Genomic DNA, 12941 nt, shown 5'->3' on the forward strand with positions numbered 1-12941 from the left:
GGCTGAAAAGTAGTTAGGTTTGGCTGAAAAGTAGTTAGGTTTGGCTGAAAAGTAGTTGGGTTTGGCTGAAAAGTAGTTGAGTTTGGCTGAAAAGCGGTTGGGTTTGGCTGAAAAGCGGTTGAGTTTGGCTGAAAAGCGGTTGGGTTTGGCTGATATCGATTAATCTTGGCTTCTATCTAATTGAGTTCAGCGCTTATTCCTGACTGGCTTATCTAATAAATGCTAGAGTATAGCCGATTTAGCTATAAAACAGTCAAATTCTCTCCAATAATACTAATCTCTTAACCAAGCAATAGTAATTTTTATTAACTTCCTCTAAAAAATCCAGCACTCTCCATTTTGCTATCTACTTCAAACTAGTCGTAATCCACCCTTTCACTTCTATGACTTCACTTTTCAAAAGCAGGTCCCCTATATAGAAAAATGTTGCTGTTCTTATCAATCATTTCGAAATACGAAGAAAAATGTCAGAATATATTCACTTTTTTTGAAAATATAACGTCAGAATATCTTACAGCATTAAAGACACTTGTCTAGAAGAGGATTATAATCCATACATGGAATAGGAGCAATTGGGAAAATATCCAGTCGCTTCATAGAGAAAAAGACAATTATAGGGGGCATACTATGTTATCCAAAAAAGTACTTTCTTTAGCTATGACAGCAACTTTGGCACTAGGATTTATGAGTGGCTGTGCTTCAAATGCAAACACTGATGGAGAAGAATCCGGAGACAAAAAAGTAATTAAAATTGTTACACAATCCCCACTTTCTGGAGGTAGTGCAACCTTAGGAGAAGCGATTAAATTAGGTGCACAACTAGCAATTGATCAACAGAAGGATAAGTTTGCTGAATTAGGATTTGAACTTAAATTAGACGCGCAAGATGATCAGGGAGATCCGAAAAAAGGGGTTGCGAACGCTAACTTAGTTGTTGCTGACCAATCCGTATTAGGTGTTGTGGGACATTTAAACTCAGGTGTTTCTATCCCAGCATCTGAAGTATATGAGAAAAATAATCTAGTAAGTGTATCTCCAGCAAGTACGGCAACAGATTATACAGATCGTGGTTTAAAAACAGTTAGCCGTGTGGTTGCACGTGATGACTTCCAAGGACCAGCAGGAGCTCAATATGCAGTAGAAACATTAGGAGCAAAGAAAATTTTTGTTGTCCAAGATAAAACTGCATATGGCTCTGGTCTAGCAGATGCATTTAGAGCTGCTGCAGAAGAGCTAGGGGCAGAAATTGTTGGATATGAAGGAATTACGGTAGGGGAAAAAGACTTCAATGGTGTTTTAAACCAAGTAGCTTCTAAAAAGCCGGATCTAATTTATTTTGGTGGTCTTTATGCGGAAGGCGGAATTCTTGTTAAACAAGCTCGTGAAAAAGGACTGGATATCCCATTCATGGGTGGAGATGGATTAGACTCTTCGACTTTCGTTGAAATTGCTGGTGAGGCGGTTAAAAATACATTTATTACTTCCGTTGCTGGAGACACAACGCTATCAGAGGAAGGAGCTAAATTCGCTGAAGACTATAAAACAGCTTTTGGCAAAAGCATTGAATCCTATTCGGCATATGCATACGATTCAGCTGCCGTATTGCTAGCGGGTATTGAAAAAGCAATCAAAGATAATGATAATAAATTGCCATCACGCGAAGACGTAACAAAAGCTGTACGCGAAACACAAGACTACAAAGGGGTAGTAACAGAAGTTGGATTTGACGATAAAGGTGATAACAAATTTGCGAAAATCTTTATCTACAAATTTGACGAAGCAACATACCCAGCTACATTAGATGGAGAAATCAGCCAATAATTTAGAAGATAGAAAGGGTATGGATCAGCCTGTACCCTTTTTATTTTGAAAATGATTTACATAACCAGAGAAGTATACCAATTTAAGTTTCATTATTTATTACTAGTAGATAGATAGTAACTATTAAATGTTTAAATTGCTGAGTTGATTGGAGGGGAAGACACTTGACTCCAGCGGGAAATGGGAGACCCCACAGGCGAAGCCGAGGAGACTCCCATCCCTCCCCGTGAAAATCAAGTGTCTGTAGCGGAAATCAACGGGTTTCATAAATAAAGAAAAGAAATTAGAAATAATTGCTACTATCTACTAAACACAATTAAATCAAAAGTGTGGGGAAGAAAATGCTAACAGAAATCTTACAAACATTACCGCAAGTTTTAATTGATGGATTAACATTAGGGGCCGTATATGCTGTTATTGCATTAGGATACACAATGGTTTATGGAATCTTAGAATTAATAAACTTTGCTCATGGAGAAATATTTATGACCGGAGCATTCATTGGCACAGGTATCTTAATAGTTTTAACAAGCCTAGGTTGGACATCCATGTTACCTGCGGTTGTATCATTAATAATTATGCTCCTAATTACTAGTCTAATCACAGGATTTTTAGGAATGGGAATTGAGAGAGTTGCTTACCGGCCACTTCGTAAGGCGCCAAAGCTAATCGCTCTAATATCAGCAATTGGTATCTCCTTTTTATTACAGGATATCGTTCGTTTTATCACAGAATTATTCAAAGGAAATTACATTTTAACATCACCAAGTCTGTTCTCCGAAAAGATTAGCATCGGCTCTATTTTCGGTTCCCATGCAGCAAGCTTTAAAAGCTCCTTTCTCGTTGTTATCATAGTCGCCGTTATTTTAATGGTTGGTTTAGACTTTTTCGTTAATAAAACAAAATGGGGCATGGCAATGAGAGCTGTTGCTCAAGACAGAGATACCGCCTCGTTAATGTCGATTAATGTGAACAAAGTAATTTCTGTGACCTTCTTTGTAGGATCTGCCTTAGGAGGCGCAACAGGAGTATTATTTGCAGTTCAGTATGGAACAATCGATCCTTATATAGGATTTATATTAGGACTTAAAGCTTTTACAGCAGCGGTACTAGGGGGAATTGGCAATATTCGTGGTGCGATGCTTGGTGGTATATTGATAGGATTAATTGAAATGTTTACTGCTGCCAATCTTTCCATCATTACAGGTGGCATTATGGGGGCAGAATATAAAGATGTTGTTGCATTTGCCATATTGATTATCGTCCTTATTTTTAAACCAGAAGGCTTATTTGGCAAAGCCGTAGCTGAGAAAGTGTAGGTGGAAAAGATGACTAACATGATTAAAACAATCCAAACAAATAAGGTTGCGCAAATCATTCTTTTCTTTGCCTATGTATTGGTTACGACAGCAGCCTTGGCCTTTTCGCAAAAATCAGTCATTGCGTTTTTGCTGCTACTATTATCTCTTCTACTTCTTTATTATATGAATCTGGGAAATAAAATGAAGTGGGGAATAGCCTTACTTATCTTAGTAATTGTGTTACCAGTTTCAGCAAGTCAAGGACCTTCCTATCAGGCTTATATGGAAGTAGCAACAATGGTAGGGATATATGTATGCATGGCTCTTGGGCTAAATATCGTTGTCGGTCTTGCAGGATTGCTTGATTTAGGATTTGTTGCCTTCTTTGCAGTAGGAGCATATACATATGGTATTTTTGCTACTGCGCAGGCGAATAATTTCATGCCTTTTGGTACCTATCCTTTGTCTGGAAATAGCTTTTGGTTTTTTATCATAATCGGGCTATTTGTAGCTGCTTTATTTGGCGTATTATTAGGAATCCCGGTTTTAAGGGTAAAAGGAGATTATTTAGCCATTGTAACCTTAGGGTTTGGGGAAATAATCCGAATTGTGTTTAATAATTTAGATAAACCAGTAAACATAACGAATGGTGCGATGGGGCTTCCTAGCATCCAGCAGCCAGAATTATTTGGAATCACCTTATCCCAGCCAAATCAATTCTATTATATTGTACTAGTTATGTTCATTATTGTTATTTATGCGGTTACTAGAATGGAGCATACGAAATTAGGGAGATCTTGGAAAGCGGTAAGAGAAAACGAGATTGCTGCACAAGCAATGGGAATTCCTCTTGTAAAAACCAAGTTAACGGCATTTGCTATTGGAGCTTCTTTTTCCGGAATGATGGGAGTTGTCTTTGCTGCTAAGCAGATGTTTGTTGATCCAACGAGCTTCACTTATTTAGAATCGACGACCATTCTCGTTATGGTAATTTTAGGAGGAATGGGAAGTGTACCTGGCGTTATTTTAGGTGCTGCAGTTGTTACGATTTTGAATTTACAGGTGTTAACAGAATTAACTGGTTGGTTAAGCCAAGTAACAACTATTCCAGATGCCTTGTCTCCAGCAAAAATGCAAAGATTCATCTTCGGTGCACTTTTAATTATTATGACCTTATATCGACCTCAAGGATTGATACCTGCTAAAAATAAGAAGTTTAATGAAAAGAAATTAAAAGAGAGCATAGCAGAAAAACAGTAATCTACTAAATTGCTTAAGGAGGGGCATCAAGTGAATATACTCGAGGTGAAGGGATTAACAAAAACATTTGGCGGTCTTGTAGCGAATGCCAATATTGATATGGCTGTCGAAAAGAATTCAATAACAGCTGTAATTGGCCCGAATGGTGCTGGGAAAACTACTTTTTTTAATATGATTACAGGTGTGTATAAACCTTCGTCAGGAGAAATCTTGCTAGAAGGAAAGTCGATTGCTGGATTTAAGCCTCATGCAGTGGCAAGGAAAGGGATATCTAGAACATTTCAGAATATCCGCCTTTTCAGTGATATTACAGTATTGGAAAATGTTATGGTTGGTATGCATAACCATATAAGAGGAAGCTTGATTGGAACACTGCTTCAATTGCCAAAGGCTAGACATGAAGAAGAGGATGCAATGAAAGAGGCATATCGGATATTAGAATATGTTGGGCTTGCTGATCTATTAAATGAAGCAGCTGGGAATTTGTCCTATGGGGCACAACGAAGACTAGAAATTGCCCGCGCTTTAGCAACAAAGCCTAGCGTTTTATTATTAGATGAGCCTGCTGCTGGTATGAACCCGAAAGAAACGAGTCTATTAACAAATTTAATTCAAGATATGTGTAAAAAATATGATTTAACAATTATTTTAATTGAACATGATATGAAACTAGTAATGGAAATTTCCAATCATATCATCGTATTAGATCATGGAGAGAAAATTGCAGAAGGTGGTCCTGAAGAGATTCGTTCCAATCCTAAAGTAATTGAAGCATATTTAGGAAAAGGAGCGGTATCACTTGCTTAAAGGGGGGAGCAGCGTGGAAAAGATACTAGAATTAACAGGAATTGAAGCTTGGTACGGCGGAATTCAAGCTTTAAAAGGAATTAGCTTACATGTGGATAAAGGAGAGATTGTTACACTAATAGGAAGTAATGGTGCTGGAAAGTCCACTACCCTTAAATCAATTAGTGGGCAGGTTCCGATCAAAAAGGGCAGCATTCTTTATAATGGAAAGGATATTGCTAATTTAGCTGCACACAAAACTGCTGTTTTGGGAATTTCACAGGTGCCAGAGGGAAGAAGAATTTTTCCAAAACTATCAGTACGAGAGAATCTATTAATTGGAGCGTTTGCTGTAAAGGACAAACAATTAATCGAAACAAGAATGGAAAAAGTATTTGAATATTTTCCTAGACTAAAAGAAAGAGTCGAACAAAAAGGCGGAACGATGAGTGGAGGAGAGCAGCAAATGCTGGCCATTGGGCGCGCCCTTATGATGCAGCCAGAGGTGCTTATGCTAGATGAACCATCAATGGGGCTTGCTCCTATTATCGTAGAGCAAATCTTTGAAATTATAAAAGAGCTTAATAAGCAAGGAATGACCATTTTATTAGTAGAACAAAATGCTTTTCAAGCCTTGCAAATTGCAAGTAGAGGGTATGTTATCCAAACGGGAGAAATTGTGCTAGAAGGAACGGGAGAAGAGCTTATTACGAATAAACAAGTACAGGAAGCATATTTAGCTTAAAAACCGTAAGAAACGAAAGAAGGAGATGGCTACTTGCCATCTCCTCTTTCTCCATAAATTAATTATTTAAAAACTTAACACAAACTGGTTCTGGTGCCTCTATTTCTGATTGCAATAAAGTCAGTTTTCCAGTAACGGTATCTCTCTCAAATAATGTAAGTGTATCTGATTGTTCATTTGATGCAAGAAGGAATTGTTCGGTTGGATCTAAAATAAAATCTCTTGGCCAGTTTCCTTCTGTAGAAGTTCTTTCGATAAATGTTAATTGACCCGTTTCACTATTAACTTGGAAAAGAGAAATGGAATTATGTCCGCGGTTACCTGCATAAACAAAATTTCCGTCAGAAGAAAGATGAATCGCGCTTCCTTGGCTATTTTCTGTGAAATCAATTGGTAGAGTCGAGATGTACTGTAATTCTTCAAATGCACCTGTTTCAGAGTTAAAAGATAAAGCAATTACTTCATTGCTTAATTCTGTCATAACATAAGCAAATTTTCCATTAGGATGGAAGGCAATATGTCTTGGACCACTTCCAGGTTTAACAGATAAGCTGCTAACTTCCTCTAGCTTACTATCAACTAGCTTGTAAGTATCTACGCGGTCTGTACCTAAATCAATAGAGACTGCATATTGATCATTTGGAGTAAAACCAGCGAAATGCATATGCGGTTTTTCCTGGCGTGCAGTATTTGGGCCTGTACCAGAATGCTCGATAATAGAAGCAACATTGCCTAATGATCCATCTGCTGAATTTAATGGATAGGATTCGGCAGTCCCTTTGTGATAATTTGCAGAAAGAACGATGGTTTTATCGGCATCTACACTTACATGGCAAGGGGATGCTCCCTCAGAATATGCGCTGTTAATTAGAGAAAGACTTCCATCATTGCTAATAGAATAAGCAGAAACTCCACCTGTAGAACCTTCTTTGCCAACTGCAAATAACTGTTGATTATCGTTCGTAATTGTTAAATAGGTAGGGTTTTCAATTTCAGCCGCAAGAGAAACATCTGTAATTTTTTTCTCATCTGTATCTAGTACGAATGAATAGATACCTTTACTAGTTTTCTTTGTATATGTGCCAATGTAGCCAGTGAATTTTGTCATAAACAGATCTCCTTTTAACATTTTTACAAAATTAATACTATTTATTAATTATAGCATGAGCCTAATAGAATAGTGCAAATTAGAATCTGTCTATACAAATAAAAGTATTATTTTTTTCTATTTTCCCTTTAGTTGCAGACTTGAAACAGAATGAAAAAATGGAATTTTCAGCGAATAATGCTGCAAGGTGCAGGGATTTGTCCGTGCTTGTCGAATTTTTGTTTAACAATAGGAATAAAAAGAAGGTAGTTTATACATAATAAAAATTTCAGAGAGCTAAAAAATGGAAATCATTCTATAGCTGAAAGGATAGAGAAATGAAAAAAAGAATTTGGTTTAACCAATGGTTCACAACAGTTGCGCACTTTATTGATATGATTCGCTATAATTCAGATGGGATTGAATTTGAAGTATACGGAACTTCTAACAATGAAAATGCCCTTTATTTAAGCTATTGTGATGCTGCATTTAAAGAACCAATTGTTACTGGAGAGGATTATCTTCAATTTTGTTTAGCATTTTGCCGTAAACATTCGATTGATATATTTGTTCCACGGAAAGAAAACGTCCTTATTGCCAAGCACTTAAAAGAGTTTAATGAATTAGGCGTTCAGGTACTTGTTTGCCCAGATGCTCGTTTGATGGAAGATCTTGATGATAAAGAAGCTACCTATCAATTAATAGAAAGGCATTCTCTCTTAAAGGAATATGTTACTATCCCTGATTACTTTATCGTAACAAATGCAGAAGCATTTAAAGAAGCTTATTACCATTTAAAGGAGAAAGGGCATACGGTATGCTTTAAGCCTGTAATTGGGGAGGGGGGAAATGGTTTTCGAATCATACAAGATCGCTTAGCTACCATCGAGGAACTATTTTATAATGGTATTTCCCATAAAATCACATTTGATCACGCATTCGAGACATTAAAACAGCAATCAGAGTTTCCCCCCTTAATGGTGTTGGAATACTTGGATGGACCGGAATATAGTATTGATTGCTTAGCATATGATGGAGAGTTAATGGCTGCAATTCCTAGGAAAAAGGGAAAAGGAAGAGTAAGGGAATTAGAACAGAATCAAGAATTAATCACATTAGCGGAAAAAATAAATCAAGTATTAAAGATTCCATTTGTTTATAATATTCAAGTTAAATATAAAGAGGGCAAGCCCAAATTATTAGAGATTAATCCAAGAATGTCTGGAGGGCTACATTATAGCTGCCTTGCTGGAATTAATATGCCATATCGAGCAGTTAAGCTGTTGTTAATGGGCAATAAAGCGATAGAACATATTGAGCCACACTTTGGAATTAAATCAAGCTATCTGGAAAAAGAAGTAATATTAAAGGATATTACCGAAAAGATTTCGCAGGAAAGAGCGTTTCTTTCATAGGGATGTGCTAAGAAAAGAAGTTTGAATAAATCAAGCTTCTTTTCTTTTTTATGGTGGTAACCAAAAGACAGCCAAGATTTTATTAGTCATATTATAGTCGGAATACTTAGGGTGGCATTTAATAAATAAAAAAGGAAATAATCCTTTTCAGATGATAGAAAGGTTATTTTCTATTAGAAGTGGAGCTATAGAATGTTATTTTAGTCCATGCTAAATGGTAAAAGAACTTACTTGTAGAAAAAGGACAAACAAAGAGGTGGCAGCAGTAGTATTAAACGCTTTCATGAAATTGTTCTTTATAAAAAACAAAAATATATTGACATAAAGAACTTTTCTGCCTTATATTTAAAGACATAAAGGGGTTTTTATATCATATCGTTCTTAATAACGAATGATAATAAGGAGAAGAATTATAGAGATAAATCCATTTATTTTTTAATTATTCGTTCGTTATTAAGAATTAATTAGTGGTGGGGGGATTATGATGAAAACTGTTTTACTAAAAATGAAAATCAGAAATAGTAAAAGGCTAGCAAATAAATATTCACAAAAATCAAATAGAGCAAGAGGGGGGTTAGAGAGAAATCTATATTTTCAAAAGTACATTTTCTACTATAATAAAACAACTTTATTAGAAGAAAGTAGAAGCAAAAAAGAAATTATATAAAAAGGAATCCATTTTTATGTTATCTTTTCCATTATTATCCTTTTTTTAGATAGGTCTTTGCCATGAAAGTGGGGAGGCCTATTTTGTTGTATTTTCTGAAAATAATCAAAAAATTAGTTGTGGAAAAAACGAAGGGTTATTAACTTATTTACTCACAAGATAAACGCTGAAAGTAAAGTGTTCCACAGGTTTATCCACATTATCAACAGTTTTCAGGTTTGTTTATCCACAGAAATGTAAGGGTTAACATGAAAAGTGGGGAGAGAATGATTGAACATAAACTCTCCCCTAATTATAAATATTCGTATTATTTCGTATCTTTTCTACTAGCAGCACGATCCGCCATCTTAAATTCATGTTGATAGGTTACTGCTTGCATACTAGATAGTGTTTGTTTTGTCTTTTGTTTTTTCTTTCCATCCATTTATCTTCATTCCTTTCCAATTGCAAGTGTCTTTTTTATTCTTTCCTAGTGAAGTAAAATAGATTCACTTTAAGTATGGGAATATTAATTAGTGAAAGGAAAGAAACCACAGGCAAAAGTACTGCCATTCATCTTTTTCTATGCTACATTTAAAATAGAAAGTAATAGCAATTAATTAGGGAAATGTTATTTTTAGCCTGGAGTGGAAGAAGCTTAAAATAGTTTATGATGTGGTGATAGGATGATTATTAGTAAAATTACAAGACAAAAGGAATTAAACGATCGTTATAATATATTTACAATGAAGCAAGGCAAAGATGTTTATGCCTTTAGTGTAGATGAAACGGTATTAATTAAGTACCAATTGCGAAAAGGGATGGTGTTAGACTCACTCTTATTAAATGAAATCCAATATACGGATGAAATAAGAAAAGGCTACCATATGGCAGTTAGATATTTATCTAAAGTGAAGAGGACTGACATGGAAGTAAGAAAGCATCTCTCCTCCAAAATGGAAAACGTCTCATTTATAACAGAAGTAATGGCGAAATTAAAGGAAATGAAGTTTATTGATGATGAGGACTATGCTTTTTCCTATGTTCGCACACAGCGGAATACGACGACAAAAGGACCTGAAGCGATTAAAAGAGAGCTGAAAGAAAAAGGAGTTCAGATGGATTTAATCGAGCGTGCAATGGAAGAGTTTGCATATGAAGATCAACTGCAGGCTGCCCGGAAAATTACGGTGAAATTTTTAGCAGAAAAGAAAAAGGATTCTCAAAAAATTCTATTGCAAAAGCTAGAACAAACGCTTGTTAGAAAGGGATATACCTCTGCTATCATTCAAGAAGTTAAAAGGATGCCAGAGATTCTTGAAATGGATAGCGATGAATTAGATACCATCCGTATACATGGAGAGAAGGCAAGACGGAAATTCGCGAAAGCTACTGGCTATGAATTCAAGCAAAAAATGAAACAATTTTTATATCGGAAAGGATTCTCGATGGACCTTATCGAACAGTATTTAGATGAAATCGACAATGAAATGTAAATGGAAAATCTAAATTTTTGCCGAATGAGATGAATTTTATTACACTAGTTTGTAGTGGAGGGGGAATATAAATGCTGACAAAAAGATATAGCATGATGACAGAACATGAACTCCGTATGGAAATATCCACTTTAAATGATCAAGCGAAAAAAGCGGAACAGCTTGGAATAGTTAATGAATATGCTGTTTTGGAAAGAAAAGCTGTTCTCGCAAAATCCTATTTATTAAATCCAAAAGATTTTAAAGCAAATGAAGTGTATGAAATAGAAGGCGATCCAGGAGTTCTTTTTCAAATTGAATACATGAATGGTGTATTTGCCTGGGGAAAACGAAAAATAGCAGGAAGCCAAGAAGAAGGCATTCCAATTGCGCTATTGAAAAAGAAGGATTGAAGAAAGGAGTGGAGGGACCATTGGTGGTCTCTCCCTCTTTCCAACAGAAATAAAAGCTACTTCCTTATTTTTTCGGTCTGCGATGAGAGGAAGCATGCATTCTCTCTTGAGGATGTGTATTGATTGTACCATTTGCTCTTTTAGAAGCGAATTCCGCTTTAGCTCTCGGTTCCCCTTCAAGCTTAACATCATTTGTATTATCTACATTTCCCATCGTTATACCTCCTAGAATCAACTAGTAAACGGTAATAAACTTTTTTATTTGTTTATTACTACGGATAGTATTTGTTATCCACCTGCAATCTATAAGTAAAAACAGAAAAAGAAAGAAGGAATCAACGATGCATGAAGCACAGAAAAAGTTAGTCGAACGGCTACTAGAGCTTAATTCTTTTATTTCGGTAGGGCAAGCGCAAACGTGGGTTGAATTATTATGGGAAGATTTTGAAGCAACATACGCAAAGGCTGGTCGGAAATATCAAGGGGAAGAAGTAACCGAAAAAGTTGTCAGTCAATGGATTGAAAACTATGGGGAAAAGCTTCATGAATTTGTGGCAGAAAATCCGAAATATAAAGAATTTCTTACAGATGATAAAAAGAAATTGCATTAATAAATCCATATAAACAGTAGAAAGGTTGACGTTAAAGTCGACCTTTCTTATGCTAATTCGTTAATATATCGAGTTTCTTCTTAAGCTTATCTTCACTAAAAATCCAACCTGTGTATGAGGTAATGATATTTATGTTTAAATCGAGATGAACGACAGCGACAAAGGGATAATGTCCATTACTGCGATAACGTAAATCGATGAAGCGGACCTGATATTGATCCTCCAGCTCCAAGACCTCCCAGCGAAAAACGGGAGAGAAGGATAGGAATGCAGCTAGATTCTTATCTTTTTGTGCTGCTGCAAGAACAGGTGTATTTGGAACAGGAATGCGATGAAATTTATCGTAAATTTCAATTTCATGCTGATGAGATCGACCCACGTAGAAGGAATCCTCTGTCATCACAGCAATTCGCCAATGGTTATACCTCATTGTTGGTGATAAAATGATTTCCGTCGCATCCGGAATCATCTTTTTCACATTTGCTTTTACCTGCAGCTGTGTGAAAATCCGAAGCAGATAATAACCTATCAGAACAATAAACAGTGTTAAAAAGGTATATCCTGGATTTGTGCCAAATGCCCAAAATAAAATAGCTACAATATGCAGGGAGAAAATAATTGGATCAAATGTATTGATAATTCCTAAGGCAACCCATTTGTTTGTAAACGGGCGCAGGGCCTGTGTACCATAAGCATTAAAAATATCTACAAAAACATGTAGGAAGACCGCTAAAAAGGTCCAAAGCCATAGATGCAATAAATTTGCTTCTGAGAAAAACGGATAAATGACCGCTGTAAGAAGTATGGGCCATAAAATGACCGCGGGAATGGAGTGTGTTACTCCCCGATGATTTCGTATATAAACGGCATTGTTTCTTAATTTTAAAACCGTATCGATATCTGGTATTTGAGAGCCGACTATTGTGGCAATCATAACACTTGTAGCTGTTACTGGACTGGAAGCTACAACGGGGTCTAATGTAGCTAACCCACCAAGTGCAATCCCCATGACGATATGTGTTCCTGTATCCAAAATACCAAACCTCCCTGATTTTTCTCCATTATTATTTGGGTGAAAACACCATAATTACAATTAAAATATGCTTTTCTTTTCTCTTCACAAAAGATACACTACAATCAGCTAAAGAAATGCATAGGACAAAAAAATGCGGATAATGTTATTAAATAATAAAAATCGATGAGATACATCGGACAATCGCGTAATTTTTATAAAAAAAGTTCTCTTATTTAAAATGAGACAAATTTACTTATTTATACTTACTTTCCTATATCATTAAATCTATTGGTGAAGATATTGTTTCGCAAGTAAGATTCGTGATACTTTCATTCTATCCCATTTCATCCTATGATGCATGTCATG

The 12941-nt window shown here is 35.9% G+C and carries 14 protein-coding genes; 10 read left to right on the forward strand and 4 right to left on the reverse strand.

Annotated elements, in window-relative coordinates; translation table 11 throughout:
* Positions 1-627: 627 nt before the first annotated feature.
* From NYE52_RS03950 to NYE52_RS03970, 5 genes are all read left to right on the forward strand, one after another.
* Positions 628-1821, forward strand: a complete 1194-nt coding sequence (locus NYE52_RS03950) for a branched-chain amino acid ABC transporter substrate-binding protein (RefSeq protein WP_341191877.1) — start codon at positions 628-630, stop codon at positions 1819-1821.
* Positions 1822-2162: 341 nt separating this feature from the next.
* A complete protein-coding gene (locus NYE52_RS03955; protein ID WP_341191878.1) occupies positions 2163-3140 on the forward strand; it encodes a branched-chain amino acid ABC transporter permease in 978 nt (325 codons plus the stop codon).
* A gap of 9 nt (positions 3141-3149) precedes the next feature.
* Positions 3150-4382: a branched-chain amino acid ABC transporter permease gene (locus NYE52_RS03960; RefSeq protein WP_341191879.1), complete on the forward strand. Its 1233-nt coding sequence runs from the start codon at positions 3150-3152 to the stop codon at positions 4380-4382.
* Positions 4383-4412: 30 nt separating this feature from the next.
* Positions 4413-5189 (forward strand): ABC transporter ATP-binding protein, encoded by a 777-nt coding sequence (locus NYE52_RS03965; RefSeq protein ID WP_341191880.1) that lies wholly within the window; start codon positions 4413-4415, stop codon positions 5187-5189.
* A 13-nt stretch (positions 5190-5202) separates the two neighbouring features.
* On the forward strand, positions 5203-5913 hold the full coding sequence (locus NYE52_RS03970) for an ABC transporter ATP-binding protein (RefSeq protein ID WP_445669088.1): 711 nt from the start codon (positions 5203-5205) through the stop codon (positions 5911-5913).
* Between the two features lie 58 nt (positions 5914-5971).
* On the opposite strand, the gene NYE52_RS03975 is transcribed toward NYE52_RS03970, so the two are convergent.
* Positions 5972-7021, reverse strand: a complete 1050-nt coding sequence (locus tag NYE52_RS03975; RefSeq protein ID WP_341191881.1) for a lactonase family protein — start codon at positions 7019-7021, stop codon at positions 5972-5974.
* A 317-nt stretch (positions 7022-7338) separates the two neighbouring features.
* Between NYE52_RS03975 and NYE52_RS03980 the strand changes: the two genes are divergently transcribed.
* Together NYE52_RS03980 and NYE52_RS03985 are read left to right on the forward strand one after the other, a co-directional pair.
* Entirely contained in the window at positions 7339-8415 is a 1077-nt protein-coding gene (locus NYE52_RS03980; protein WP_341191882.1) for an ATP-grasp domain-containing protein, read from the forward strand.
* A gap of 481 nt (positions 8416-8896) precedes the next feature.
* On the forward strand, positions 8897-9082 hold the full coding sequence (locus NYE52_RS03985; RefSeq protein ID WP_341191883.1) for a hypothetical protein: 186 nt from the start codon (positions 8897-8899) through the stop codon (positions 9080-9082).
* Between the two features lie 307 nt (positions 9083-9389).
* Here the strand turns inward: NYE52_RS03985 and NYE52_RS03990 are convergent, their stop codons facing one another.
* Positions 9390-9506 carry a YfhE family protein gene (locus NYE52_RS03990; protein ID WP_341191884.1) on the reverse strand — a complete coding sequence of 39 codons (117 nt, stop codon included), beginning with the start codon at positions 9504-9506 and terminating at the stop codon, positions 9390-9392.
* A gap of 241 nt (positions 9507-9747) precedes the next feature.
* On the opposite strand from NYE52_RS03990, the gene recX reads away from it, so the two are divergent.
* Positions 9748-10557 (forward strand): recombination regulator RecX, encoded by an 810-nt coding sequence (gene recX, locus NYE52_RS03995; RefSeq protein ID WP_341191885.1) that lies wholly within the window; start codon positions 9748-9750, stop codon positions 10555-10557.
* A gap of 71 nt (positions 10558-10628) precedes the next feature.
* Positions 10629-10949: a YfhH family protein gene (locus tag NYE52_RS04000; RefSeq protein ID WP_341191886.1), complete on the forward strand. Its 321-nt coding sequence runs from the start codon at positions 10629-10631 to the stop codon at positions 10947-10949.
* A 64-nt stretch (positions 10950-11013) separates the two neighbouring features.
* Here the strand turns inward: NYE52_RS04000 and NYE52_RS04005 are convergent, their stop codons facing one another.
* Positions 11014-11163, reverse strand: coding sequence for a small, acid-soluble spore protein K (locus tag NYE52_RS04005; RefSeq protein ID WP_031540334.1), 150 nt, complete (start codon positions 11161-11163; stop codon positions 11014-11016).
* Positions 11164-11290: 127 nt separating this feature from the next.
* Here NYE52_RS04005 and NYE52_RS04010 point away from each other — a divergent pair, with 127 nt between their 5' ends.
* A complete protein-coding gene (locus NYE52_RS04010; RefSeq protein ID WP_312098406.1) occupies positions 11291-11560 on the forward strand; it encodes a YfhJ family protein in 270 nt (89 codons plus the stop codon).
* 52 nt (positions 11561-11612) lie between these two features.
* Here the strand turns inward: NYE52_RS04010 and NYE52_RS04015 are convergent, their stop codons facing one another.
* Positions 11613-12593, reverse strand: a complete 981-nt coding sequence (locus NYE52_RS04015) for a metal-dependent hydrolase (protein ID WP_341191887.1) — start codon at positions 12591-12593, stop codon at positions 11613-11615.
* Positions 12594-12941 lie beyond the last annotated feature (348 nt).

It is taken from the genome of Niallia sp. FSL W8-0635 (assembly GCF_038007965.1).
Taxonomy (GTDB): domain Bacteria; phylum Bacillota; class Bacilli; order Bacillales; family Cytobacillaceae; genus Niallia.

Coding starts and splice junctions, on each gene's coding strand:
- NYE52_RS03950 (WP_341191877.1), top strand. CDS start 628: ATGTTATCCAAAAAAGTACTTTCTTTAGCTATGACAGCAACTTTGGCA.
- NYE52_RS03955 (WP_341191878.1), top strand. CDS start 2,163: ATGCTAACAGAAATCTTACAAACATTACCGCAAGTTTTAATTGATGGA.
- NYE52_RS03960 (WP_341191879.1), top strand. CDS start 3,150: ATGACTAACATGATTAAAACAATCCAAACAAATAAGGTTGCGCAAATC.
- NYE52_RS03975 (WP_341191881.1), bottom strand. CDS start 7,021: ATGACAAAATTCACTGGCTACATTGGCACATATACAAAGAAAACTAGT.
- NYE52_RS03980 (WP_341191882.1), top strand. CDS start 7,339: ATGAAAAAAAGAATTTGGTTTAACCAATGGTTCACAACAGTTGCGCAC.
- NYE52_RS03985 (WP_341191883.1), top strand. CDS start 8,897: ATGATGAAAACTGTTTTACTAAAAATGAAAATCAGAAATAGTAAAAGG.
- NYE52_RS03990 (WP_341191884.1), bottom strand. CDS start 9,506: ATGGATGGAAAGAAAAAACAAAAGACAAAACAAACACTATCTAGTATG.
- recX (WP_341191885.1), top strand. CDS start 9,748: ATGATTATTAGTAAAATTACAAGACAAAAGGAATTAAACGATCGTTAT.
- NYE52_RS04000 (WP_341191886.1), top strand. CDS start 10,629: ATGCTGACAAAAAGATATAGCATGATGACAGAACATGAACTCCGTATG.
- NYE52_RS04005 (WP_031540334.1), bottom strand. CDS start 11,163: ATGGGAAATGTAGATAATACAAATGATGTTAAGCTTGAAGGGGAACCG.
- NYE52_RS04010 (WP_312098406.1), top strand. CDS start 11,291: ATGCATGAAGCACAGAAAAAGTTAGTCGAACGGCTACTAGAGCTTAAT.